A 24778-nucleotide genomic window follows, 5' to 3' on the forward strand; every position below is an offset into this window, starting at 1 on the left:
CGCCAACGATATATCTCAACTTGTTGTTTAAATTAGCAAATTACAGGCGAGATAAAACCGTCCGCGGAATATTTCCCGCAGACGGTTTTATCTCAGAAAATAATTAAATGCCGAGCGCTTTTTTACCGGCGTTAATTACCTCGATAATTTTATCGGTGTCATAAATACAGCCTTTCCAGGTGCCGCCGCTCACCGACTGCAGCGCCGCCCACAGCCGGGTGTCGTCCGGCAAAAAGTCGTGAGCGTGCAGGTCCGGGTGCGTCTGCCGTACTGCCAGCTCGCGCGCGCCCTCTTCCGGCGTCAGCGGGTTTTCTGCGGTACCGATAAAGTTGACGCTGCCAGTTAACGTCAGACGATCCACGGCAATCTCGATGATGTCGTTATCGCGCAGCTTGCCAATCGGCCCGCCCGCCAGCGCCTCCGGCGACACGTGGCCGAAGCAGGCGCCCGTCGACACGCCCGAGAAGCGCGCATCGGTGATTAACGATACCGTTTTGCCCCACGAGATATGTTTGAGCGCGGAGGTGAGCTGGTAGGTCTCTTCCATGCCGGTGCCGGACGGGCCGCCGCCGATCACCACCATGATATCGCCCTGCTTAATCTCTTCCCGCTTGATGGCCTTGATCGCCTGCGCTTCCGAGACAAACACCCGCACCCGGCCGGTGTGGCGGTACACGCCATCTTCGCCCACCACCGACGGGTCGATCGCCGTGGCCTTGATCACCGACCCTTCCGGCGCGATGTTGCCCGTCGGGAAGCAGACCGTCGAGGTCAGCCCTTTCGCTTTTGCCTTCTCCGGCGGCAGGATCACGTCATCCGGATCCACGCCGTCCTGCTCGCGCAGGCACTGACGGAAGCGCGCCCGGCGCTCGGACGCCTGCCACCAGTCGAGGTTCTCGCCGACCGTCTGGCCAGTAACGGTCATCGCATCAAGATGCAGCAGGCCGAGATCGCGCAGGTGAAGCATCACCTCCGGCACACCGCCCGCGAGGAAGGCGCGCACGGTCGGATGATAGTCCGGGCCGTTGGGCAGCACGCTCACCAGGCGCGGCACCCTGCGGTTAACCCGCGTCCAGTGTTCAACATCCGGAATAGTGCAGCCCGCCGCGTGGGCGATGGCCGGAATGTGCAGCAGTAAATTGGTGGAGCCGCCGAACGCCGCGTGGATCACCATCGCGTTTTCGATGGCTTTATCGGTGAGGATATCGCGCGTGGTGATGCCGCGGTTATCCAGCTCGCTCACCGCCCGCGCCGACTGGCGGGCGATCTCCAGCCACACCGCCTGTCCGGACGGCGCCAGCGCGGAGTGCGGCAGCGCCAGGCCCAGCGCTTCCGCGACCACCTGCGAGGTGCCCGCCGTGCCGAGGAACTGACACCCGCCGCCCGGCGACGCGCAGGCGCGACAGCCCAGCTCGGCGGCCTCCTGCAGGGAGAGTTCGTGGTTGGCGAAGCGCGCGCCGATGGTCTGGACCTTGCCCGCGTCTTCGCCGACGGTCGGCGGCAGCGTCGCCCCGCCCGGCACCAGAATGGTCGGCAGGTCGTGCATCGCGGCCAGGGCAATCATGGTGGCGGGCAGCCCTTTATCGCAGGTTGCCACGCCTATTACCGCCCGGCGCGTCGGCAGGGAGCGGATCAGGCGGCGAAACACGATCGCCGCGTCGTTGCGGTACGGCAGGGAATCAAACATGCCGTGCGTGCCCTGAGAACGGCCGTCGCACGGATCGCTGACGAAGGCCGCGAACGGGATCCCGCCGTTGCGGGTGATCTCCTTCGCCGCCGCCTGCATCTGCATGCCGATCTCCCAGTGCCCGGTGTGGTAGCCCAGCGCAACCGGGCGTCCGTCTCCGGCGCGGATCCCGCCCTGGGTACCGATAATCAGCACCTCTTTGCCGGTCAGCTTGTTGGCATCCCAGCCCATCCCGGCGTTCTGCGTCATGCCGAACAGGTTGCCGCTGGGAGATTCCATCAGCATCTGCGGGGTCAGCGGCAGCGCGCCCTGCGGCCCCGCCGCGTGGGTGATCACCGCATAAAACGCGTCATCCTGTGGGGTGAAAATTTTCTCAATGGTCATCGTTATCGTCCGGCTCAGCAAAGCTTGAGCTGTTGCAGCAGGGTTTTCAGCTGCGCCTTGCGCGGCTCGTCCAGCGCAGAGGCGGGCGGCAGCACGTGCGTGGAAATCGGGCGGCCGCAGAGCACTATCGCCTCTTTAATGACGTTCACAAACGGCGTATCCAGCTGATACATCTGCGGTATTTGCAGTAAGGTCTGATGATACTCAGCCGCCTTCGCCACGTCTTTATCCCGCCAGGCTTTCAGAAGATTCACCGACACCTGCGGGGCAAAGTTGCCGCTCGCCGAGATCGCCCCGTCGCCGCCGAGCAGCAGGGTATTAAACAGATGATCGTCGTAGCCGCACAGCACGGTGAAGTGCGGATGGGCGGCTTTGACGGTGTGGATCATGCTGCGCAGGTGGGCGACGGAGTCGATGGTGTCTTTGATGCCGACGATGTTGCTGCGCGAGTCGGCCAGGGTTTTGACCAGCGCCGGGGTCAGATCCTGCCCGGTCAGCGCCGGGAAGTTGTAGAGCATCACCGGCAGCGTGACGCTGTCGGCCACCTGTTCGAAATAGCGGATCAGGTTCGCTTCCGACACTTTCCAGTAGTAGGGGTTAATCACCACGATGCCGTCCGCGCCCGCCTGCTGCGCGTGCTGGCTCAGCTCAACGGTTGCCCGGGCGTTGGTGCCGCCGGTGCCGATCAGCACCGGCACGCGACGATTGACATGATCGATAGCAAAGCGGGCAATGGTTTTACGCTCTTCGCAGCCGAGCTGGGAGAACTCGCCGCCGCTGCCCAGGAAGAACAGGCCGTCGACGCCCGCCGCGATCAGATCGTCGATCAGCGCGGCGGTGCCCGGCTTATCGAGCTGGCCGTCGGCGGTAAAAATGGTGGAGACAGGGGGAATGATTCCCGTGAACAACGCGGACTGCGGCATGAGATCTCCTTGCTGAATCATTTTGTTCTACATTATAGAACAGCGTTCATTAAATTAACGATCATACTATGACGCAGAAAAAGCGCAGGTAAATGGGAAGGGGAGAGGGAGTGCGGGAAATATAAGCTGGATCACATATTGCCCCTCACCCCGGCCCTCTCCCCATAGGGGCGAGGGGGAAAAGATGGCTCGGTGCAGTTCCCTCTCCCCTTTGGGGAGAGGGTTAGGGTGAGGGGTAAGGGTTACTCTACCAGCATCTTCACCACAACCTTACGCACCTGCGCCGGTGCTCCCACGGCGCACAGCGGCTTGTGCACTTCGCCCGGCCAGAACACAACAAAATCCCCTTCGCTCAGCACCACGGTTTTCTCCTGCTCGCCTTCCGGCAGGAACGCGATGTCTTTGTCCGCCAGCCAGTCGGTGTCCGGCGTGCCGTGCGGCAGGGTGCTGAAAGTCATCCCTTCCTGGCCTTTCATAATTATCTGGATGTCCAGATAGCGCGCGTGGAACTCGGCGCGGCGCTCGGCGAACGGTTGGGTCATGTCTTCCGAGACCAGATAAAACAGGCTGTTGCCGTTGATGTCGTGTTTCCCGAGCGGCGTGGCGTCGGTGACGTGGGCTTTGACGTGCTCAATGGCCTGACGAAGATCGTCAGGCAGCCAGGACTGCAGATGGTGGATGTTGCCAATAATCATGTTTTAACCCTCAATATAAAACATTGTTTCATTTTTATCTTTTATACGAGAATCCCTGCTGCCATACCAGCCCTTTTTCGAAGAGGTTTGCGCGAGCGCATGTTTATCGAGAAAGGTGTTAATTTGCTGTTAACTCTGCCCAGGCATTTATGCAGGGGTTATGCATAACCTCGATCCGCGCTTATCGCACGGCTGTTCTAACCTCTTGATCATGCTCTCTAATTTACAAAACCCGTTGCCGTCTCACACTTTACTGTTTTGATAATTTGCTCTAAAAAACCATAATTATTTATTGATTTTTCTTAAGTCAAAAATAGTTAATTACGTTAATTGCATAGCCATTCTTGCGCATAATATTTATCATTTAAAATCAGCCACATAACAACATATTTCAAAAGATTAAAATCTACAAAATAATAACAACCTCAAATAATGCCACCGGATCCTGCTTAGCTATTCACCCCTCAATAATATAAAATTATTCATTATCTGATGCGAATCATGCAAATGAAAACAAACCCCTTAATATCCGGTTTCGCGTGAGCAATATCACAATACGGATTATTTAACCGCCTAGTATGAATCACGAAATCAATTGAGCTTAGCCGCCATGCAATTAAATACATCACATGGCGCATGCCCTTTTTATTCTGAAAAACAGTTAAAGGAATAATTATGGAAAAGCATTACGTCGGTTCTGAAATTGGTCAATTGCGTAGCGTTATGCTGCACCGCCCAAATTTAAGTCTTAAACGTTTAACGCCGTCAAACTGTCAGGAGCTGCTATTTGACGACGTGCTCTCGGTTGAACGGGCGGGTGAGGAGCATGACATTTTCGCAAACACGCTGCGCGAGCAGGGTGTGGAAGTCCTGCTGTTGACCGACCTTCTGACACAAGCCCTTGATATTGCAGAGGCTAAGGCCTGGCTACTGGATACGCAAATCTCCGACTACCGCCTCGGCCCCACCTTTGCCGGCGACGTCCGCGGCTGGCTGGCGGATATGCCGCACCGCGAACTGGCGCGCAGATTAAGCGGCGGATTAACCTACGGTGAAATTCCGGCAGCCATTAAAAATATGGTGGTCGATACCCACACGGCGAATGATTTTATTATGAAGCCGCTGCCGAACCATTTATTTACCCGCGATACCTCGTGCTGGATTTATAACGGCGTGTCCATTAACCCGATGGCGAAACCGGCCCGTCAGCGCGAAACGAATAACCTGCGAGCAATATATCGCTGGCACCCGGCGTTTGCCGACGGCGATTTTATTAAGTATTTCGGCGACGAAAATATTAATTACGACCACGCCACCTTAGAAGGCGGCGACGTATTAGTAATTGGCCGCGGCGCGGTCCTGATCGGCATGTCCGAGCGCACGACGCCGCAGGGCGTGGAGTTTCTCGCCAACAGCCTGTTCAAACACCGCCAGGCAGAGCGCGTGATCGCCGTTGAATTGCCAAAACACCGCTCCTGCATGCACCTCGACACCGTTATGACCCACATCGACGTGGACACCTTCTCCGTCTACCCGGAAGTGGTGCGCAAAGACGCCCAGTGCTGGACGCTCACCCCGGACGGACGCGGCGGCCTGCTGCGCACCCAGGAAACCGACCTGCTGCACGCCATCGAGAAGGCCCTCGGCATTAGCCAGGTGCGCCTGATCACCACCGGCGGCGACGCCTTCGAAGCCGAACGCGAGCAGTGGAACGACGCCAACAACGTCCTGACTATCCGCCCCGGCGTGGTGATCGGCTACGAGCGCAACGTCTGGACCAACGAGAAGTACGACAAAGCGGGCATCACCGTGCTGCCCATCCCTGGCGACGAACTCGGACGCGGCCGCGGCGGCGCGCGCTGCATGAGCTGCCCACTGGAACGCGACGGAATTTAAAGGAGCCATCATGGAACGAAAACCCACTCTGGTTGTGGCGCTTGGCGGCAACGCGCTGCTCAAGCGCGGCGAGCCGCTGGAAGCGGAGATCCAGCGCCAGAACATCGAGCAGGCAGCCCGCACCATCGCCGGGCTGACGGAACAGTGGCGCGTGGTACTGGTGCACGGCAACGGGCCGCAGGTCGGGCTGCTGGCGCTGCAGAACAGCGCCTACGACAAAGTGACGCCCTACCCGCTGGACGTTCTCGGTGCCGAAAGCCAGGGAATGATCGGCTACATGCTCCAGCAGGCGCTGAAAAACAACCTGCCCCAGCGCGAGGTGAGCGTCCTGCTCACGCAGGTGGAAGTGGACGCCGCCGACCCGGCCTTCAGCAACCCGACCAAGTACATCGGCCCAGTGTACAGCGAAGCCCAGGCAAAAGCGCTGGCGGCGGAAAAAGGCTGGGTGTTCAAGGCCGACGGCAGCTACGTCCGCCGCGTGGTGCCCTCTCCGCAGCCGAAGCGCATCGTCGAGAGCGACGCCATCACGGCGCTGATTCAGCGCGACCACCTGGTGATCTGCAACGGCGGCGGCGGCGTGCCGGTGGTGGAAAACGCCAACGGCTATCGCGGGATTGAGGCGGTGATCGACAAAGACCTCTCCGCCGCCCTGCTGGCGCGCCAGATTGAGGCGGATGCCCTGCTGATCCTGACCGATGCCGACGCGGTGTACCTCGACTGGGGCAAACCGACCCAGCGCCCGCTGGCGCAGGTGACGCCGGAACTGCTCAGGGGCATGCAGTTCGACGCCGGATCGATGGGGCCGAAAGTGGCCGCCTGCCGCGAGTTCGTTGAAGCCTGCAACGGCATTGCCGGGATCGGCGCACTGGCCGACGGCGCGGAGATCCTCGCGGGCGAGAAAGGCACGTTGATTCGTAACTGAACACTCATTTTAAAAAGGATTTAGCCATGACCATCAACCTGAAAAACCGCAACTTCCTGAAACTGCTGGACTACACCCCGGCGGAGATCCAGTACCTGATTGACCTCGCCATCGAACTCAAGGCCGCCAAAAAAGCCGGACGCGAGAAGCAAACCCTGGTCGGGAAAAACATCGCCCTGATCTTTGAAAAAACCTCCACCCGCACCCGCTGCGCCTTCGAAGTGGGCGCGTTCGATCAGGGCGCGCAGGTGACCTATCTCGGCCCAAGCGGATCGCAGATTGGCCATAAAGAGTCGATGAAAGACACCGCCCGCGTGCTGGGCCGCATGTACGACGGCATCGAATACCGCGGCTATGGTCAGACCATCGTCGAAGAGCTGGGCGAGTATGCGGGCGTGCCGGTGTGGAACGGCCTGACCGACGAGTTTCACCCAACCCAAATCCTCGCCGACCTGATGACCATGCTGGAGCACTCCCCGGGCAAAACCCTGCCGGAGCTGAGCTTTGCCTATCTCGGCGACGCGCGCAACAACATGGGCAACTCCCTGATGGTGGGTGCGGCCAAGATGGGGATGGATATCCGCCTCGTCGCGCCGAAATCCTTCTGGCCGGAAGCGGGGCTGGTTGAGCAGTGCCGCGCCATCGCCAAAGAGACGGGCGCGCGCATCACCCTCACCGACGACGTGGAAGAAGGCGTGCAGGGGACCGACTTCCTCTACACCGACGTGTGGGTCTCCATGGGCGAGCCGAAGGAAGCCTGGGCCGAGCGCGTCAGCCTGATGAAGCCGTATCAGATTAACGCCCAGGTGATGAAGGCAACCGGCAACCCGAACGTCAAGTTCATGCACTGCCTGCCGGCGTTCCACAACGAGCACACCAAAGTGGGCCGCGAGATCGAGATGGCGTACGGGCTGAAGGGACTGGAGGTGACGGAAGAGGTCTTCGAATCACCGAACTCCATCGTCTTCGACGAGGCAGAGAACCGCATGCATACCATTAAAGCGGTCATGGTGGCGACACTCGGCGACTAATCACCGCCCGGCGCGCCACGGGTGCGCCGGGTTTAAGGAGAACATCATGGGCAAGTTTAAGTTTCCCTCCGCTTACACCATTCTCTTTTTTCTGATTGCCGTTGTGGCGGCACTGAGCTGGGTCGTTCCCGCCGGTCAGTACCAGATGGCGATGAACGAGACCCTCGGTAAAGAAGTCCCGATTGCCGGAACCTACGCGCACGTGGCGGCGCATCCGCAGGGGCTGGTTTCCGTCCTGATGGCGCCGATTGCCGGGCTGTACGATCCGGAGTCCGGCCAGGCCGGGGCCATCGACGTGGCGCTGTTTATCCTGATCATCGGGGGATTTCTCGGGATCGTCACCAAAACCGGGGCGATTGACGCCGGGATCGAGAGCGTCACCACCCGGCTTCGCGGCCGCGAGGAGTGGATGATCCCGATCCTGATGGCGCTGTTTGCCGCAGGCGGCACGATTTACGGCATGGCCGAAGAGTCGCTGCCGTTCTACACCCTGCTGGTGCCGGTAATGCTGGCCGCGCGGTTCGACCCGGTGGTCGCCGCCTCCACCGTGCTGCTTGGCGCGGGGATCGGCACGCTCGGCTCCACCATCAACCCGTTTGCCACGGTGATCGCCGCCAACGCCGCCGGGATCCCCTTCACCAACGGCATCGCCCTGCGCGTGGCGCTGCTGGTCATCGGCTGGATCATCTGCGTGGCGTGGGTGATGCGTTACGCCCGTAAGGTGCGTCAGGATCCGTCGCTGTCGATCGTTGCCGACAAGCAGGAAGAGAACCGCGCCCATTTCCTCGGCGACAAGGGCGAACAGTCGCTGGAATTTACCCCGGTGCGCAAAATCATTCTGGTGATTTTTGCCCTCGCCTTCGCGGTGATGATCTACGGCGTGGCGGTGCTGGGCTGGTGGATGGCGGAGATCTCGGCGGTGTTTCTCGCCAGCGCGATTATTGTCGGCCTGATTGCCCGCATGAGCGAAGAGGAGCTGACGTCGACGTTTATCAACGGCGCGCGAGATTTGCTGGGCGTCGCGCTGATTATCGGCATCGCGCGCGGTATCGTAGTGATCATGGATAAGGGCATGATTACCCACACCATTTTGCACAGCGCCGAGGGAATGGTCACCGGATTGTCAACGGTGGCGTTCATCAACGTGATGTACTGGCTGGAAGTGGTGCTGTCATTTCTTGTGCCTTCTTCGTCCGGCCTGGCCGTTCTGACGATGCCGATCATGGCGCCCCTTGCCGATTTCGCTAACGTCAACCGCGACCTGGTGGTCACGGCTTACCAGTCGGCGTCCGGCATCGTTAACCTGATCACTCCCACCTCTGCCGTCGTGATGGGCGGTCTGGCTATCGCCCGCGTGCCTTACGTGCGTTATCTGAAATGGGTGGCGCCGCTGCTGGGGATATTAACGGTGGTGATTATGGTGGCGTTAAGCCTGGGTGCCATGTTGTGATTTGCCGGATGGCGCTGCGCTTATCCGGCCTACGGATCGGTGCGGTGCCACCGGTTATTTCGGGAACTGATATGGGAACTATGATGGATTACGAAGAGTACTCTCCCAAAGAGCAACTACAGCTAACGGTCTGCCAGCGTCTGATCGCGGAAAAGAGCTACCTCTCCCAGGAGGAGATCCGCCGGGATTTACAGGAGCGTGGTTTTGAGACCATCAGCCAGTCCACCGTTTCACGTCTGCTCAAGTTGCTTGGTGTCATAAAAATTCGAAATGCCAAAGGTCTAAAAATTTATTCGCTGAATCCCCAGCTGCGCCCTGCCCCTGATGCCGCGCGCACCGTCTCCGAAATGGTGGTGAGCGTGGAGCACAATAGCGAATTTATCCTTATCCATACCGTTGCCGGATATGGCCGCGCGGTGGCGCGTATTCTGGATTATCACCAGTTACCGGAAATTTTAGGCGTGGTGGCCGGAAGCAGTATCGTCTGGGTCGCTCCTCGCATCGTGAAGCGCACCGCGCTGGTGCATAAGCAAATTAATTATTTACTCAGAACGCATTAATATTCATAAAGAACCGTTTGCATTGAGTAAAGCGTGCATTAAATCGCTTGATCCGCAAAACGAGCTGCGTATAATGCCCGACAATTTGCCGGGAGGAAGCATGGTCAAGCGTGTACGACATATCGTCTTACCGCGTCTGAAATCAGACGCTGGCCTGCCGTTTTTCTTCCCGTTGCTAAACCTATTCCCAGAGCCCCTCATTTGAGGGGCTTTTTTTTGCCCGGCGTCAGGAGATAAACATGAATCCGCTTTATCAAAAACACATCATTTCCATAAACGACCTCAGCCGCGAAGAGCTGGAACTGGTTCTGGAAACCGCGGCAAAACTGAAGGCCAATCCGCAACCAGAGCTGCTGAAGCACAAGGTGATTGCGAGCTGCTTCTTCGAAGCCTCGACCCGCACGCGCCTCTCCTTTGAGACCTCCATGCACCGCCTGGGCGCGAGCGTGGTGGGCTTCTCGGACAGCAGCAACACGTCGTTGGGTAAAAAAGGCGAGACCCTGGCGGATACCATTTCAGTCATCAGCACCTACGTCGACGCGATTGTGATGCGTCACCCGCAGGAGGGCGCGGCGCGTCTGGCAACCGAGTTTTCCGGCGGCATTCCGGTACTGAACGCCGGTGACGGTGCCAACCAGCACCCGACGCAGACTCTGCTGGATCTGTTCACCATTCAGGAGACCCAGGGCACGCTCGAGAACCTGAACATCGCCATGGTCGGTGACCTGAAATATGGCCGCACCGTCCACTCCCTAACCCAGGCGTTGGCGAAATTTAACGGCAACCGCTTCTTCTTCATCGCGCCTGACGCGCTGGCGATGCCGCAGTACATTCTCGACATGCTGGACGAAAAAGGCATTCAGTGGAGCCTGCACGCCAGCATCGAAGAAGTGATGGGCAACGTGGATATTCTCTACATGACCCGCGTGCAGAAAGAGCGTCTGGATCCGTCCGAATACGCCAACGTGAAGGCGCAGTTCGTGCTGCGCGCCAGCGACCTCGAGGGCGCGCGCGACAACATGAAGGTGCTGCACCCGCTGCCGCGCATCGATGAGATCACCACAGACGTGGACAAAACGCCGCACGCCTGGTACTTCCAGCAGGCCGGAAACGGCATCTTCGCCCGCCAGGCGTTACTGGCACTGGTTCTGAATCGCGAATTGGCACTGTAAGGGGAAACGACCATGACACACGATAACAAACTCCAGGTTGAAGCCATCAAGCGTGGCACCGTGATTGACCACATCCCTGCGCAGGTGGGCTTTAAGCTGCTGACGCTGTTCAAACTGACCGAAACCGACCAGCGCATCACGATCGGCCTGAACCTGCCGTCAGGCGAGATGGGCCGCAAGGACCTGATCAAAATCGAGAACACCTTCCTGACCGACGAGCAGGTCAACCAGCTGTCGCTGTACGCGCCGGACGCCACGGTTAACCGCATCGACGATTACGACGTGGTGGGCAAATCCCGTCCGAGCCTGCCGGATCGTATTGAAAGCGTGCTGGTCTGCCCGAACAGCAACTGCATCAGCCACGCTGAGCCGGTTTCCTCCAGTTTTGCAGTGAAAAAGCGCGCCAATGACATCGCGCTCAAATGCAAATACTGCGAAAAAGAGTTTTCTCATTATGTGGTGCTGGCCAACTAATTGAGGTTGGTAAAGGATCCCGGCCTCCCTATAATGGCCGGGACTCTTAAATCAGCTGTTATTCTGGAGAAATCATGACCAAAGTACTCGCGACGGAAAATGCACCAGCGGCTATCGGCCCATACGTTCAGGGCGTTGATCTGGGCAGCATGATCATCACTTCGGGCCAGATCCCGGTGAACCCAAAAACCGGTGAAGTACCGGCCGACGTCGCGGCTCAGGCGCGTCAGTCGCTGGAAAACGTGCAGGCGATCGTGGAATCCGCGGGCCTGAAAGTGGGCGATATCGTGAAAACCACCGTTTTCGTGAAAGATCTGAACGACTTCGCCACCGTTAACGCCACGTATGAAGCTTTCTTCACTGAGCACAACGCCACCTTCCCGGCGCGCTCCTGCGTGGAAGTGGCCCGTCTGCCAAAAGACGTGAAAATTGAAATCGAAGCGATTGCCGTACGTCGCTAATTGATCTCAATAATTCATGGGCGGCTTCGGCCGTCCTTTTTTTTGGCTATTTTTCCTCTCACCGCAGCATGACGTCCCCCGCCCGCCATTAATAACATTGCGCTGCATATTTATTATTAATGGACTAACAATGAAACTTTCGAAAATAGCGCTGGCGGTGGCGACGATGGCCGTTGCGTCCTCCGCTTTGGCGCACGGTTATATTGAATCACCTGCCAGCCGCGCTTATATGTGTAAGCTCGGTCAAAATATTGATTGCGGTTCCGTACAGTATGAACCGCAGAGCGTGGAGAAAACCTCCGGCTTCCCGACGGGGGCGCTACCGCCGGACGGCCAGCTCGCCAGCGCGGGGATCGCTAACTACTCCCAGCTGGATAAACAGAGTATGAATGCCTGGACGAAAACGCCGATGACCGCAGGCGCGCATGAATTCGTCTGGTATCACACCGCGCCGCACAAAACTACCAACTGGCGTTACTACATCACCAAGCAAAACTGGGATCCGAATAAGCCCCTGACCCGCGACCAGTTTGAATTAACCCCGTTCTGTACCGTGAATGGAAATGGTCAGGCACCCGAGATGCGTAAAGCCATGACCTGTAATGTGCCGGCACGTACGGGTTACCAGGTGATTTATGGCGTCTGGGAAATTGCGGATACCTCAAACAGTTTCTACCAGGCCATTGACGTTGATTTTGGGAACGGCGGCAACGTTACGCCGGATGAAACCCCGGGCGTTGTTTCCGAATGGAGCAAAACCCTGAGCGGGCAGATTGCCGGTAATAACCTGAACGCGGGCGATAAGGTCATTGCCCGCTTCTTCGACGCTCACGGTGAAGTCACGGCCATGCGCACCGACATGACGATCGCCACCGCTGCCCAGGGTGATGCCAACCAGTGGTCTTACGATCTGGCGCAGAAAATTAACGCCGCGCACCAGGACGTCCGCGTCGGCGTGAAGGATGAAGGCGGTGAGATTAGCCCGGTTCACGGCGCGAACAGCGTCTACGTGAAAGACGGCAGCACGCTGAAATCCGTTGCGATCTCCTATGAGGAGCAGAAAGCGGAGGTTAACGAGACGATTACCGTCTCTGGCCTGCAGTACAGCAAAATCGAACAGGGCAACGCCACCGTGACCTTCCATGTGAATACCCACGGTAACGTCGATTTCGAAGCCCACGTCATGAACCATCACGGTGCGGAAAAAGGGTATCTCAAGCAGGAGATGAACAACGCGAATCAGGACGTCACCCTGACGCTGACCGGCGTTGAAGCGGGTCATCATATGCTCAAGTACTACGCCACCAACAAAGACGGCACGCTGTTTGCGCAGGATGTCCTGAACCTGATGCTGGAAGGCGAAGCGGCGGCGGACAACTCGGGTCCGCATGACTATATCTTCCCGGACAATATCGCGTCGTACAAAGCCGGCACCGTGGTGCTGCAGCCGAAAGACGGTAAGACCTACCAGTGTAAGCCTTTCCCGTACAGCGGCTACTGCGTGCAGTGGAGCAAATACGCGACCCAGTTTGAGCCGGGCACAGGTTCACACTGGAAAGAGGCGTGGGTTCTTAAGAACTGAGTTGCCTTCATGCCCGGCGGCACTGCGTTTGCCGGGCCTACACGTCACGTAGGCCAGGTAAGCGTAGCGCCACCGGGCGTTTTTACTACTGATTCCGCGTCGCTCTGAGCAGCGTCTCCAGCGGATACACCGCCGCAATGACCACTTCGTCCTGTACCTTCGCCGCGTTATCCAGCTCGCTCTGAATCGACGCGATCTCTTTATCATCCAGCGTGCCCTGACGTGACACAAGATCCGTCAGCCTCAGGCCAATCGAGGCCAGCTTATCCACTTCCTGGATCACCGGCTTCATCGCCTTCAGCTGATAGCTGTTTTCGCTTAGCGCCAGCGCGTCGCTGGTGTTGCTCTGCCAGCGGTTAAAGACGTGGCGCAGCGCGTCGGCGCTTTCCGTGTCTTCCGCATCGCTCACCAGACGGTCGGCCCATTTGTTCATCTGCCGCACCGTGGCGCTTTCGGCGTTAAGCGCATCCGCGAAGCGGTTGAGCGGTTCGAACTGATGATAATTTCCCGCCTGGAACTTCAGGTGCTGACGGGTGTAATACTGCGCGGGCTCTACCGCCTGCGCTAGGATCTGCAGCGGCAGCGTGTCGGCATTGTTCGCCAACCGCGTGAACTGCACCTGCTGCTGGGTGTGCTGCTGCAGCCCGACCGACACCGTCGACCAGCTGTCCATCGCCTGCAGGCGGGTGTACATGTTGTCGACATCGTTGACGTCCTTCGCTGACCACAGCCGCTCCGCCACCGCAAAGGCGCGCGGCCACAGGCGGATATCCAGCACCGGTGACACCACGTTTTCCGCCCACAGCGCCGCTTCGCCGCCAAGCAGGTTGGCCTGATTCGCTACATCCGGCACGACGGGCGGAATGCCTTTCGGCACCTCGTCCAGACGCGTGCCGCTAATCGGGTAGCGGGTGTTCCCCACCAGGAAATAGCCGCTCAGCTTATCGTTATCAACGGAGACCACCGGGCGCGTTTCGCCCATCCAGGTGTCGACGGTGAAGGTCACCTGGTTGTCGTCGCGCCACGCAATGTTTTCCACCGCGCGGCGAGATTTCCCGGCAAAATCAATAAATCCGCGCCAGCCGGACTCCCCTTTCACCAGCGTGAAGCTCCCCTCAACCGGCTTGCCCTTCAGGCGCGGCATGGTGAAGGCCCAGCTCTGGGCGCTGTCGGTGTCTGCAATCACATCCACGCCGTTTAAGCCCTGCGGCACGATTTCATTCCGGTAGTGGTAAGCGGTAGATTGCGGTTGGTCGAGATAGAAGCCCGTCGACAGAATGCCCTTGTAGCCGTTCTGCGCCACCTGCCCCAGCGCATCCTGCCCCTGCCAGGACTGGATCAGAATGCTTTTCGGCAGATCGGGATGGTAGATCTCGTCCCAGCCGACCATCTGGCGGTGGTGTTTCTCGAGGATCGTCTCCAGCTTGCGGTTGAAATACGCCTGCAGCGCGTGGCTGTCCGCCAGCCTGTTGTCGCGCATGAAATTCTGGATCGCGGCGTTCGCTTTCCACTGGCTGTCGTCCACCTCATCGCCGCCGATGTGCAGATACGGATCGGGGAAGATCGCTGCCAGTTCGCTGACCATCGCGTCGGCGAAGGTGTAGGTTGCGTCTTTTGTCGGATCCAGCACTGGCTTCAGGACGCCCCAGTGGCGCTCCATTTCATAAGGCCCGGGGGCGCTCATCAGCTCCGGATAGGCCACGGCAATCGCCGAGGCGTGGCCCGGCATGTCGATTTCCGGTACCACGCGGATGCCGCGTTCGGTAGCGTAACGCACCACCTCGCGCATCTGCTCTGGCGTGTAGAACAGCCCGTCGCTGGCAAGCTGCGTCAGTTTAGGGTAACGCTTCGAGCTGAAGCGCCAGCCCTGATCGTCGGTTAAGTGCCAGTGCAGCACGTTAAGCTTGGCGGCGGCCATGCCGTCGATCTGGCGTTTGATATCCGGCAGCGGAATAAAGTGACGCGCCGAGTCCAGCAGCAGCCCGCGCCACGGGAAGCGCGGTGAATCTTCAATGGTGACCCACGGCAGCGAGGTGTTTTCCGCTCCGTTCTGCATCAGCTGGAGCAACGTTTCCATGGCGCGCAGCGCGCCGAAGCGGGTGTTGGCGGAGATATCGACGCCGTTGGCGTCCACCGTGAGCTTATAGCTTTCATCGCTGTCCGGCAGCGGCTGCGGCTTCACCTTTTTGGCGATGGCAATGCGGATGGTCGGTTTGTCTGGCTTTTCAGCCTGCGGCTGCAGCGTCCAGCCGGTTTGCAGGGCAATGCGCTGGCGCAGGCGGCTGACGGCGTCACCGAGATCGTCGCCGCTGACGCTAACGGAAATTTTATCGTTAAGCACCAGCGCGCCCTGGGTCGTCGGGCGTTCAACCTTAGCAGGCCAGGGCATCAAAGGGAGATCGCCTGCCGGAGCGGCGAAGGCAGAGGCGCCGAGCATCAGCCCGGCGGTTAAGAGACTGTACCGTAACATGAATGTTCCTTATCTGACGGGCCAAATATACCCGTCATACTTCAAGTTGCCTGTGCGTTGGCTGCACTCGTTCACCCCGGTCACTTACTTATGTAAGCTCCCGGGGATTCACTCCTTTGCCGCCTTCATGCAACTCGAATTATTTAGGGTAGAAAGGCAAAACATTCTGTTAACATGCGCTCAATTTGTCGTCAAGCGAATGCGCCGACGGAGATCACAGGTTGTTGAATTTGAGAGAAAAGCCAGTTGCCGGGTGGCGGCTTCGCCTTACCGGGCCTACGTTCGGATCGTAGGCCCGGTAAGCGCAGCGCCACCGGGCTTGCCGTTACTGCCACCCATACCGACGCGCATAGAATCCTTTCACCATCTGCGTCAGCACCATATACCCCGCGAGGATCGCCACCAGCCACGGGAAGTAGCTCAGCGGCAGCGCCTGCAGCTGCAGGTAGCTCGCAAGCGGTGAGAACGGCAGCGCGATGCCGAGCGCCATCACAATGCCCGTCATCACAATCAGCGGCCACGCCGCGCGGCTCTGGATGAACGGAATGCGGCGGGTGCGGATCATGTGCACAATCAGCGTCTGCGACAGCAGACCTACCACGAACCAGCCGGACTGGAACAGGGTCTGGTGTTCCGGGGTGTTGGCGTGGAACACAAACCACATCAGGCAGAAGGTCAGAATGTCGAAGATGGAACTGATCGGCCCAAAGAACAGCATAAAGCGGCCCAGATCGGCGGGGTTCCAGCGCTGCGGCTTCTGGATCTGCTCGTCGTCCACGTTATCAAACGGGATCGCCACCTGAGAGACATCGTACATCAGGTTCTGGATCAGCAGGTGCAGCGGCAGCATCGGCAGGAACGGCAGAAACGCGCTCGCCACCAGCACGCTGAAGACGTTACCGAAGTTGGAGCTGGCGGTCATTTTGATGTACTTGAGCATGTTGGCGAAGGTGCGGCGGCCTTCGATCACGCCCTCCTCCAGCACCATCAGGCTCTTTTCAAGCAGGATGATATCCGCCGCCTCGCGGGCGATGTCCACCGCGCCGTCGACGGAGATACCAATATCCGCCGCACGCAGCGCGGGCGCGTCGTTGATGCCGTCGCCCATAAAGCCCACCACGTGCCCTTCGCGACGCAGCAGCGTGACGATGCGCTCTTTGTGCATCGGGGTCAGGCGGGCAAACAGCGTGGTGCGCAGGACAAGCTGCGCCAGCTCGTCGTCGGAGAGATGTTCAATATCGCTTCCCACCACTACGTCACCCGCGTCCAGCCCCACTTCATGGCACACTTTGGCCGCCACCAGCTCGCTGTCGCCGGTGAGGATTTTCACCGTGATGCCGCTCGCCTTCAGCGCCTTCAGCGCCGGCGCGGTGGTCTCTTTCGGCGGATCGAGGAAGGCGATGTAACCCTCGAGGATCAGATCGGATTCGTCGATACGCTGATAGTCCCCTTCACGCGCGGGCAGGAACTTGCTGGCGACGGCTACCACGCGCAGCCCCTGACGGTTCAGGTTATCGGTGACGCGTTTGATGCGGCGCAGCATAGTGTCGTCCAGCGGCACGATCTCGCCGTTATGGCGAACCTGCGTCGACACGTTGAGGATCTCCTGCAGCGCGCCTTTGCAGATCAGCTGGTGGACGTCCTGCTGCTCGCTCACCACCACCGACATGCGGCGGCGCTCGAAGTCGAACGGGATCTCATCCACCTTCTGCCAGCGGCCGGAGAGCGTGCGGGCGGATTCTTCGTCTACCCCTTCCAGCACCGCGACGTCGAGCAGGTTTTTCAGCCCGGTCTGGTAGTGGCTGTTCAGCCACGCGCTGTGCAGCACGCGCTCGCTGGTTTTACCGGCGACATCCGTATGGTTCTCCAGCACGATTTTGTCCTGCGTCAGGGTGCCGGTTTTATCGGTACAGAGGATGTCCATCGCGCCAAAGTTCTGGATGGCGTCGAGGTGTTTGACGATCACCTTCTGTTTAGAGAGCTTCACCGCCCCGCGCGCCAGCGTGGAGGTGACAATCATCGGCAGCATTTCCGGCGTCAGGCCGACGGCCACGGAGAGCGCGAACAGCGCCGCTTCCCACCAGTCGCCCTTGGTGTAGCCGTTGATCAGCAGGACGATCGGCGTCATCACCATCATAAAGCGGATCAGCAGCATGCTGACGCGGCCAATCCCTTTCTGGAAGGCGTTCGGCTCGCTCTCCTGCTCCGTTACGCGCCCGGCAAGCTGTCCAAACCAGGTGTTGCCCCCGGTGGCGGTGACAATCGCCTGCGCGGTGCCGCTGACGACCGTGGTGCCCATAAAGCACAGGGTGTCGCACTCGAGCGGGTTCATCTGCTGCGGGTCGCGGCTGCGCGCCACCTTTTCAACGGGCAGGGATTCCCCGGTCAGCGAGGCCTGCGCCACGAACAGATCGCGCGCCTGGATGATGCGTAAATCCGCCGGGATCATGTCCCCCGCCGCCAGCTTCACCAGATCGCCCGGCACCAGCTGGTCGATAGGCAGTTCCACCCAGGCATTTTCGCCGAGATCGTTAATCACGCGCGAGACGGTCGCGGTGTTGCTGACCATCGCCTTGAGGGCATCCGCCGCTTTGGTGGAGCGGGCTTCCTGAATGAAGTTCAGCAGCGTGGAGATGCCCACCATCAGGGCAATGACGCCTGCGGCAAACAGGTCTTCAGTGGCGTAGGAGATGATGCCCAGCACGGTCAGCAGCAGGTTGAACGGGTTGCGGTAGCAGAGCCACAGGTGTACCCACCATGGGGAGGGCTTTTGCGCCGGGATCTGGTTATCGCCGTGCACGGCGCGGATTTTTTCCACTTCTGCGGCATTCAGCCCTTCCGGGTGACCGCCAAAGGCGCGCCAGACTTCGTTTTCATCCATTGCCGCCGCGTGCAGGCAGCGTTCGGTCAGGGACGCGGGGATCGCCGCCCCCGCCATATTTTTGGCGTCTGGCAGCGGGTCGCGCTGAACAAGACGGTGTGGCAGGTGGCGGCTCAGCAGGGCCTGCAGCTGCCGGGTGATATTTTTAAACATAGGCATTCCTCCGCATCCGCAAGCGCGGACGCAGCATTTCCTTCAGGCGTGGCAAAGCCGTACCTGAGAGGCACTTAATTTTTCAAGCAGGAACGTTTAAGACGCTACTGCCTCACGCCGGTGAGACAGCAACAAGGCTGGCTTACCGGAAAGAACGTTTTCTCCCGTTCAGGAGAGGTGTGGGATCGGGATCCATGTGGCCTCCGGTAAGTAAAAATCAGGGTGTCGCCGCGCAGTATAAGGATTTAACCATACCGTTTGTGGCTAATCGGGCGGTATTATAACCCCACGCAAATAAACCGAACGTAAACCAGACTTTGCCCATAGCGAAATCGCGCTATAGCATTAGGCTCAATTGATCATTTTGTCGTTGTTACAGGGAATACAGCATGCAGAACCGCCTTACGATTAAAGACATCGCGCGTTTAAGCGGCGTGGGAAAATCAACCGTCTCACGCGTGCTGAACAACGAAAGCGGCGTCAGCGAACGCACGCGCGAGCGCGTTGAGGCGGTCATGAATCAGCACGGATTTTCCCCTTCCCGCTCCGCGCGCGCCATGCGCGGGCAGAGTGACAAGGTGGTCGCCATTATTGTTTCGCGTCTGGATTCCCTGTCAGAAAACCTCGCCGTGCAGACCATGCTGCCCGCCTTCTACGAGCAGGGCTATGACCCGATCATGATGGAGAGCCAGTTCTCTGTGCAACTGGTTGAAGAGCATTTGGGTATGCTTCAGCGGCGCAATATTGATGGCGTGGTGCTGTTTGGCTTTACCGGCATCAAAGAAGAGATGCTCAAACCCTGGCAGCCCTCGCTGGTGCTGCTGGCGCGCGATGCCCACGGTTTCGCGTCCGTCTGCTATGACGATGAAGGCGCCATTATTACCCTGATGCAGCGCCTGTACGAGCAAGACCATCGCCACATCAGCTACCTGGGCGTACCGCACGCGGACGTCACCACCGGCAAGCGCCGCCACGAAGCGTATCTGGCCTTTTGCAAAAAGCACAACCTCTCCGCCGTGGCCTCCCTGCCAGGGCTGGGCATGAAGCAGGGCTACGAGCAGGTCGCCAGCGTCCTGACGCCGCAGACCACCGCGCTGGTGTGCGCCACGGATACCCTGGCGCTGGGTGCCAGCAAATATCTGCAGGAGCAGCGCATCGATAACCTCCAGGTGGCGAGCGTCGGCAGCACGCCGCTGATGAAGTTCCTGCACCCGGAAATTATCACCGTCGATCCGGGCTACGCCGAGTCCGGCAGGCAGGCCGCCGCGCAGCTGATAGAGCAGATCAACGGGCGCGCTGAGCCGCGTCAGATCGTTATTCCCGCAATCCTCTCTGAAGCATAATGTGGCTAGATTCAGGTCTTACCGTATCATCTCAGATCATCACATTTTCGATGATATTATTCGTCGTGCCACACATCGCGAACAGGGAATAACTCAATTACTTGAGCGGGCTATTCTCCACGCAGCGGATGCCTGAAAGCCACTCATTATCAGGATCCCAACCTCCACGGGTTATAGTGTAAGAACTGTCTTCGTTGCGATTCTCTCCTCTTATTACTTTTTTCGTCCCATTTTCAGGGCCTTGCGGGTCTATTTTGGAACTATGGAGAAAGTAATCTGCCGCATACCAGTCTTTTATCCAGTCAGCGCCATTACCCATCATGTCGTACAAACCAAGGGGGGTTGGAGAATAGCTGCCAACGGGTTTTTTAAACGAGTTATCAGTACGAAAGTCGTCGGCAAAATTTCGTAATTTATCAGAGTGATCATGCCATTTATTGTCACTGTTCGCGTAAATAATAAATTGTCCCCGATTGCGTGCTGCATATTCCCATTGGGCTTCGGTAGGTAGATCCATATTGCGATGGCTATTTTTACCCAGCCACTGGCAATAGTCGCGGACCTCTTGCCAGCTTGCCAGCTTGCCAGCTTGCCAGCTTGCCAGCTTGCCATTGCAGGATATGTTTCGCCCAGCGCCTCTTTGTCCTGCTTACTGAAATATTTACCCTGAGAAATCGTCTGGTAGATGGTGTTTTTATCCCGTCCCTGAATAACGAGCCAGCGATTAAACTCTCCCCAAGTGACGCGATATTTTCCGATACGAAAATCGGAAAGCGTCACTGGGTGTAGGGGGGCATCTTTATCGAAATCGTAAGGGCGGTTCTCTGCATTTTCCGTCATTAATGGACTAAAGTTGCCCATCTGAAAACTGCCGCCTTTCACCGTCACCAGATTTTCCAGCGGGGTACGAACCAGCACGTCCGAGTCGGCTTTTATTTTTTGCTCATCACGGCAGCCGGTGATGGCGACCAGTTCCAGTGCTATCAGGGTTAAGCGTGAAAGAGTCTGTCCGGTCATGGATTATCGTCCGTGCTGGGTGGTGATGTAGGTGGTGCAGCTGTGCAGTAATGACGGCGACACAGGCGTGAGGGGAAGCATGAATTCGTTCGGGTGACCCGGTGAAACGGCGGGGGCATCAGGCAAATGGGTGTAAATGGCGTGCAGGTTTTCCGCATAGTGGCTGGGAGTGATGATGACTTTCTGTGCGCCCGGAATGAAGCTGGCATCGTACCCGTACTCGCGCGGTTGCTCACCTTCAGCCAGAAACGTGATAACACGGGCCTCGTTAGCGGCACCTTTACTTTCTGGCGGGGCGTATTTCAGGTAGTAAGCATCAACAAGGATTTTTTCCATTAGACTTACGTGGGATCTCTTAACATCATATGCAGAAAACAGTTTAATCACTTGAGCGGACTATTCTCTACACAGCGGAACTCTGAACCCCATTCGCTATCAGGCTTGAGGCTGCTGCGTTCAATACTTAGAGTATGTCCTGATCCTGTGCTGCCTCGCACTGACTTTTTCTTTCCTGACTCTGGACCTTGTGGATCTTTTTCTGGCGAATGAAGGTAGTAATCTGCCGCATACCAGTCTTTTACCCAATCAGCACCGTTCCCCATCATGTCGTAGAGACCAAGCGGATTAGCAGGAAAACTACCGACAGGTTTTTTTTTGCTGGATGACGCATAGTTACGGTTTTTGTCGTTCCAGACGTAATTTTTGTTATCAGCATTCGCGAAAATAAATAACTGCCCTTTACTGCGGGCAGCATACTCCCACTGAGCTTCAGTGGGGAGATCCATATTGCGATGGCTATTTTTACCCAGCCACTGGCAATAGTCGCGGACGTCTTGCCAGCTTGCCGTTGCAGGATATGTTTCGCCCAGCGCCTCTTTGTCCTGCTTACTGAAATATTTACCCTGAGAAATCGTCTGGTAGATAGTGTTTTTATCCCGTCCCTGAATAACGAGCCAGCGATTAAACTCTCCCCAGGTGACGCGATATTTTCCGATCCGAAAGTCGGACAGTGTGACGGAATGAAGGGGCGTATCTTGGTCTGGATTGAAAGGAAGATGTTCATCAACCAGTCGGCCAAAATCTCCCATCTGAAAACTGCCGCCTTTTACCGTCACCAGATTTTCCAGCGAGGTACGAACCAGCGCATCCGAGTCGGCTTTTATATTTTGCTCATCACGACAGCCGGTGATGGCCACCACTACCAGTGTTATCAGGGTTAAGTGTGAAAGAATCTGTCCGGTCATGGTTTATCGTCCGTGCTGGGTGGTGATGTAGGTGGTGCAGCTGTGCAGTAATGACGGCGACACAGGTGTGAGTGGAAGCATGAATTCGTTTGGGTGACCCGGTGACACGGCGGGTGGATCAGGCAAATGGGCGTAAATGGCATGCAGATTTTCCGCATAGTGGCTGGGGATGATGATGACTTTCTGTGCGCCCGGAATGAAGCTGGCATCGTATCCGTATTCGCGCGGCTGCTCACCTTCAGCCAGAAACGCGATGACTCGGGCCTCATTGGCTTTCCAGTCGCCTTTTTCACCGATGATGGTGGACAGGTGCTGCATGATATTCTGATACTCACGCTTTGACTGTACCCAGCGCAGGACAGCGAGAATGGCGCGTTTACGGCTGGCAAAGGTGGTGCCACCCTCGCAAGCCTCCCCCTGATGACTGGCAGGGCTGGCGACCTCATCCCAGAAATTTTTCTCTATCAGGGCGGCGATGGCAGCACCTTTACTTTCCGGCGGGGCGTATTTCAGATACTCATCATTATCGAGTATTTTTTCCATCAGTCTTACGCGAGCTTCCTTGTCGTTCCAGCCGACTTTCAGGGTAGTTCCGATAGCGCTCGCTGCATCAATGGCCCGGTTCAGGTTGTACATGCCAGCCAGCAGAGGGATGGCACAAAAAGCACCATAATCATCTTCTTTCATAACCTCCATCAGGCGGATGTAGTCGGCATTGCGTAGCATATAGGCGAGGCAGGGCATAAAATCAGACATGATGGCTTTGCCGTCCACCTCTAGAGTGACAGAGCCTTTTGCGCCGAGGCCGGAACAGACACCACCCTTGACGCGAATACGGACTTTTCCATCTTTCCAACTGAGTTCCATGCAACCGCTGACCCCCCAGCCTGCTTGCCCTGTTACACCTACAGCCACTTTTGCCAGGCAGGTAAATTTTTCGCTGCCCTTACCAGCCTGGTCCGGATTGAACCAGACCATTTTCCCGGCAAGATTGGCCCCGGCTTCCGCACCGGCAAACAGGCTTAGTTCTGCGCCAGGCTTTACTTCTTCGGCGGTTTTTGAAATGTCAACATTGCGCCACTGTCCGGGCGTGCCTGTTGGTGTGGCTTTGACGGGAAGGCCTTTCACCACGTCCCCGGAAAAGCTGATGCCAGCTTCAATACCCAGACTGGCTCCTATACTGCCGGACAGGGCGAGCTCGAAATCAAAGCGCAGAACGCCGAGCAGCCCCATGCCGCCGCCGGGGATGCGTGTCGGATCCAGGGGGTAGCAGATACGGGTTCCTGCATGGTCAGGCCAGTACACTTTTGCGGTGCTTTTGGCTTCGGCCAGTGCCAGACTGGCGTAGGCGCTCAGTTTCCCGCTGGCCGTGGCGGTTGGTTTTACCTTACCGGTGCGGATGTCGTATTCAAAAGGGTTCAGGGTGCCTTTGAGGCCTGCGCCGTAAGTCCAGCGCATCAGCTGAGCCTGACCGCCAAAAACGATGTTGCCGCTTTCCGATTCGCTGTGTTTTTTTAGGCTGTCATTCAGTTCTCTGGCCCAGTCTGTGAGAACGTCCACATGGTCATCAATCAGCTTCTGCTCCCAGAGGGTCATGGAAGGTTTTACTTTTGCCAGCTGTGATTTCAGCCTCTGTGTATCGATTTCCTGCCGCGTGCGAGTGACGCTATCTTCACCGGTATGACTGACGGTTTTAATAAAACTCTTTGTCGTCGGCTGTTTTTCGCCATCATTCAGGCGATAGCGGCGCCAGTGACTGCGGATTTTATCGGAGCGGACATAGGTGTAACGGCCACCACGGTATCCACCTCCCCGAATTTCAATCATCTCCATAATGCCGATAGCGCTTTTTTTGGCGTTATCGTCCAGCAGTGTGGCCTTTGGGAGCTGACTGGCCGGCGTCAAATCCTGAAGCTCGTTTCGCAATGCTCCGATAGCACTGTCGAGCTGTTGATATTCCTGTTTTAGCTGTGATTCGAGGCGGTTCCGCTCGGCAACATGATACCAGTCCAGGGCGGTTATCTGCTTTGTCAGGTCATCAATACGTAACTGAGCATCTATACGGGTAGCCAGCAGCTTTTCCAGTCGTCCATGCTCTCGTTCAATAGCATCGTTATCACAAGCATCAACGGAAATCAGAGTTTCACTGTCAGGATGAAAATAGAGTGCAGGTCCAAAGGTGCAGTACGCCGTGACGCCCGTAGAACGAAGCTTCAGGCGGGTGGACGTTTTATTGTCGGCTGGCTTGGTCTGACTCATCATCTATATTAATCCATTAATATATGTGTGGTTATGCGCACCGGCATCATACAACAATCGCGACATAAAACGTTCATGGTCAGACATTAAAAAACATCCAGATAACCCCGCTTAATAGATTATTGTGATCTTCGCCTGATTTCGGGAACGTTCCCATTTTCGCCGTCACGCTGA

General features: G+C 57.6%; 20 protein-coding genes and 2 pseudogenes. 11 read left to right on the forward strand and 11 right to left on the reverse strand.

Annotation, left to right across the window (positions count from 1 at the left end; translation table 11 throughout):
- Positions 1–103: 103 nt before the first annotated feature.
- The 3 genes from yagF to AC2T6E_RS12045 all read right to left on the reverse strand — a co-directional run bounded on the left by yagF (position 104) and on the right by AC2T6E_RS12045 (position 3689).
- The gene (yagF, locus tag AC2T6E_RS12035) at positions 104–2071 is read right to left on the reverse strand and encodes a xylonate dehydratase YagF (RefSeq protein ID WP_148400900.1); all 1968 of its coding nucleotides are present in this window, start codon (positions 2069–2071) and stop codon (positions 104–106) included.
- Positions 2072–2085: 14 nt separating this feature from the next.
- Positions 2086–2994: a 2-keto-3-deoxygluconate aldolase gene (yagE, locus tag AC2T6E_RS12040; protein ID WP_486691922.1), complete on the reverse strand. Its 909-nt coding sequence runs from the start codon at positions 2992–2994 to the stop codon at positions 2086–2088.
- Positions 2995–3236: 242 nt separating this feature from the next.
- A complete protein-coding gene (locus AC2T6E_RS12045) occupies positions 3237–3689 on the reverse strand; it encodes a YhcH/YjgK/YiaL family protein (protein ID WP_431642265.1) in 453 nt (150 codons plus the stop codon).
- A gap of 675 nt (positions 3690–4364) precedes the next feature.
- On the opposite strand from AC2T6E_RS12045, the gene arcA reads away from it, so the two are divergent.
- The 5 genes from arcA to AC2T6E_RS12070 all read left to right on the forward strand — a co-directional run bounded on the left by arcA (position 4365) and on the right by AC2T6E_RS12070 (position 9548).
- Positions 4365–5585, forward strand: coding sequence for an arginine deiminase (arcA, locus tag AC2T6E_RS12050; protein WP_486691924.1), 1221 nt, complete (start codon positions 4365–4367; stop codon positions 5583–5585).
- Between the two features lie 10 nt (positions 5586–5595).
- Positions 5596–6507, forward strand: a complete 912-nt coding sequence (gene arcC, locus AC2T6E_RS12055; protein WP_033144506.1) for a carbamate kinase — start codon at positions 5596–5598, stop codon at positions 6505–6507.
- A 26-nt stretch (positions 6508–6533) separates the two neighbouring features.
- Positions 6534–7538, forward strand: coding sequence for an ornithine carbamoyltransferase (argF, locus tag AC2T6E_RS12060; protein ID WP_219280501.1), 1005 nt, complete (start codon positions 6534–6536; stop codon positions 7536–7538).
- Between the two features lie 46 nt (positions 7539–7584).
- Positions 7585–8988 (forward strand): YfcC family protein, encoded by a 1404-nt coding sequence (locus AC2T6E_RS12065; protein ID WP_486691927.1) that lies wholly within the window; start codon positions 7585–7587, stop codon positions 8986–8988.
- A gap of 80 nt (positions 8989–9068) precedes the next feature.
- Positions 9069–9548 (forward strand): arginine repressor, encoded by a 480-nt coding sequence (locus AC2T6E_RS12070; RefSeq protein ID WP_032608385.1) that lies wholly within the window; start codon positions 9069–9071, stop codon positions 9546–9548.
- 3 nt (positions 9549–9551) lie between these two features.
- On the opposite strand, the pseudogene AC2T6E_RS12075 reads toward AC2T6E_RS12070, so the two are convergent.
- Positions 9552–9669: pseudogene (locus tag AC2T6E_RS12075) on the reverse strand (hypothetical protein).
- Here AC2T6E_RS12075 and AC2T6E_RS12080 point away from each other — a divergent pair.
- From AC2T6E_RS12080 to gbpA, 5 genes are all read left to right on the forward strand, one after another.
- Positions 9649–9753 carry a pyrBI operon leader peptide gene (locus AC2T6E_RS12080; protein WP_071524139.1) on the forward strand — a complete coding sequence of 35 codons (105 nt, stop codon included), beginning with the start codon at positions 9649–9651 and terminating at the stop codon, positions 9751–9753. The pseudogene AC2T6E_RS12075 and the gene AC2T6E_RS12080 sit on opposite strands and share 21 nt — an antisense overlap.
- A gap of 34 nt (positions 9754–9787) precedes the next feature.
- Positions 9788–10720, forward strand: coding sequence for an aspartate carbamoyltransferase (gene pyrB / locus AC2T6E_RS12085; RefSeq protein WP_089599762.1), 933 nt, complete (start codon positions 9788–9790; stop codon positions 10718–10720).
- A gap of 12 nt (positions 10721–10732) precedes the next feature.
- A complete protein-coding gene (gene pyrI / locus AC2T6E_RS12090) occupies positions 10733–11194 on the forward strand; it encodes an aspartate carbamoyltransferase regulatory subunit (protein ID WP_003863370.1) in 462 nt (153 codons plus the stop codon).
- A 74-nt stretch (positions 11195–11268) separates the two neighbouring features.
- Positions 11269–11655 carry a 2-iminobutanoate/2-iminopropanoate deaminase gene (ridA, locus tag AC2T6E_RS12095; protein WP_014882305.1) on the forward strand — a complete coding sequence of 129 codons (387 nt, stop codon included), beginning with the start codon at positions 11269–11271 and terminating at the stop codon, positions 11653–11655.
- 130 nt (positions 11656–11785) lie between these two features.
- Positions 11786–13237, forward strand: a complete 1452-nt coding sequence (gene gbpA / locus AC2T6E_RS12100) for an N-acetylglucosamine-binding protein GbpA (RefSeq protein ID WP_444508565.1) — start codon at positions 11786–11788, stop codon at positions 13235–13237.
- 85 nt (positions 13238–13322) lie between these two features.
- Here the strand turns inward: gbpA and AC2T6E_RS12105 are convergent, their stop codons facing one another.
- Positions 13323–15707, reverse strand: coding sequence for a beta-N-acetylhexosaminidase (locus AC2T6E_RS12105; protein ID WP_486691932.1), 2385 nt, complete (start codon positions 15705–15707; stop codon positions 13323–13325).
- Between the two features lie 325 nt (positions 15708–16032).
- On the reverse strand, positions 16033–18741 hold the full coding sequence (mgtA, locus tag AC2T6E_RS12110) for a magnesium-translocating P-type ATPase (protein ID WP_486691935.1): 2709 nt from the start codon (positions 18739–18741) through the stop codon (positions 16033–16035).
- Between the two features lie 389 nt (positions 18742–19130).
- On the opposite strand from mgtA, the gene treR reads away from it, so the two are divergent.
- Positions 19131–20084 (forward strand): trehalose operon repressor TreR, encoded by a 954-nt coding sequence (treR, locus tag AC2T6E_RS12115; RefSeq protein WP_454539742.1) that lies wholly within the window; start codon positions 19131–19133, stop codon positions 20082–20084.
- A gap of 97 nt (positions 20085–20181) precedes the next feature.
- Here the strand turns inward: treR and AC2T6E_RS12120 are convergent, their stop codons facing one another.
- The 5 genes and pseudogenes from AC2T6E_RS12120 to AC2T6E_RS12140 form a co-directional block, all read right to left on the reverse strand.
- On the reverse strand, positions 20182–20601 hold the full coding sequence (locus AC2T6E_RS12120; RefSeq protein WP_486691937.1) for a formylglycine-generating enzyme family protein: 420 nt from the start codon (positions 20599–20601) through the stop codon (positions 20182–20184).
- Between the two features lie 179 nt (positions 20602–20780).
- Positions 20781–21101: pseudogene (locus AC2T6E_RS12125) on the reverse strand (SUMF1/EgtB/PvdO family nonheme iron enzyme); the annotation flags it as partial.
- 3 nt (positions 21102–21104) lie between these two features.
- Positions 21105–21437, reverse strand: coding sequence for a hypothetical protein (locus AC2T6E_RS12130; RefSeq protein WP_454539739.1), 333 nt, complete (start codon positions 21435–21437; stop codon positions 21105–21107).
- Positions 21438–21484: 47 nt separating this feature from the next.
- Complete coding sequence (locus AC2T6E_RS12135) at positions 21485–22345, reverse strand: formylglycine-generating enzyme family protein (protein WP_486691940.1); 861 nt, start codon at positions 22343–22345, stop codon at positions 21485–21487.
- A gap of 3 nt (positions 22346–22348) precedes the next feature.
- Complete coding sequence (locus AC2T6E_RS12140; protein ID WP_486691942.1) at positions 22349–24607, reverse strand: hypothetical protein; 2259 nt, start codon at positions 24605–24607, stop codon at positions 22349–22351.
- Between the last annotated feature and the right edge of the window lie 171 nt (positions 24608–24778).

Source organism: Enterobacter sp. B79-1 (assembly GCF_057444735.1).

Coding starts and splice junctions, on each gene's coding strand:
- yagF (WP_148400900.1), bottom strand. CDS start 2,071: ATGACCATTGAGAAAATTTTCACCCCACAGGATGACGCGTTTTATGCG.
- yagE (WP_486691922.1), bottom strand. CDS start 2,994: ATGCCGCAGTCCGCGTTGTTCACGGGAATCATTCCCCCTGTCTCCACC.
- AC2T6E_RS12045 (WP_431642265.1), bottom strand. CDS start 3,689: ATGATTATTGGCAACATCCACCATCTGCAGTCCTGGCTGCCTGACGAT.
- arcA (WP_486691924.1), top strand. CDS start 4,365: ATGGAAAAGCATTACGTCGGTTCTGAAATTGGTCAATTGCGTAGCGTT.
- arcC (WP_033144506.1), top strand. CDS start 5,596: ATGGAACGAAAACCCACTCTGGTTGTGGCGCTTGGCGGCAACGCGCTG.
- argF (WP_219280501.1), top strand. CDS start 6,534: ATGACCATCAACCTGAAAAACCGCAACTTCCTGAAACTGCTGGACTAC.
- AC2T6E_RS12065 (WP_486691927.1), top strand. CDS start 7,585: ATGGGCAAGTTTAAGTTTCCCTCCGCTTACACCATTCTCTTTTTTCTG.
- AC2T6E_RS12070 (WP_032608385.1), top strand. CDS start 9,069: ATGATGGATTACGAAGAGTACTCTCCCAAAGAGCAACTACAGCTAACG.
- AC2T6E_RS12080 (WP_071524139.1), top strand. CDS start 9,649: ATGGTCAAGCGTGTACGACATATCGTCTTACCGCGTCTGAAATCAGAC.
- pyrB (WP_089599762.1), top strand. CDS start 9,788: ATGAATCCGCTTTATCAAAAACACATCATTTCCATAAACGACCTCAGC.
- pyrI (WP_003863370.1), top strand. CDS start 10,733: ATGACACACGATAACAAACTCCAGGTTGAAGCCATCAAGCGTGGCACC.
- ridA (WP_014882305.1), top strand. CDS start 11,269: ATGACCAAAGTACTCGCGACGGAAAATGCACCAGCGGCTATCGGCCCA.
- gbpA (WP_444508565.1), top strand. CDS start 11,786: ATGAAACTTTCGAAAATAGCGCTGGCGGTGGCGACGATGGCCGTTGCG.
- AC2T6E_RS12105 (WP_486691932.1), bottom strand. CDS start 15,707: ATGTTACGGTACAGTCTCTTAACCGCCGGGCTGATGCTCGGCGCCTCT.
- mgtA (WP_486691935.1), bottom strand. CDS start 18,741: ATGTTTAAAAATATCACCCGGCAGCTGCAGGCCCTGCTGAGCCGCCAC.
- treR (WP_454539742.1), top strand. CDS start 19,131: ATGCAGAACCGCCTTACGATTAAAGACATCGCGCGTTTAAGCGGCGTG.
- AC2T6E_RS12120 (WP_486691937.1), bottom strand. CDS start 20,601: ATGGATCTACCTACCGAAGCCCAATGGGAATATGCAGCACGCAATCGG.
- AC2T6E_RS12130 (WP_454539739.1), bottom strand. CDS start 21,437: ATGGAAAAAATCCTTGTTGATGCTTACTACCTGAAATACGCCCCGCCA.
- AC2T6E_RS12135 (WP_486691940.1), bottom strand. CDS start 22,345: ATGACCGGACAGATTCTTTCACACTTAACCCTGATAACACTGGTAGTG.
- AC2T6E_RS12140 (WP_486691942.1), bottom strand. CDS start 24,607: ATGATGAGTCAGACCAAGCCAGCCGACAATAAAACGTCCACCCGCCTG.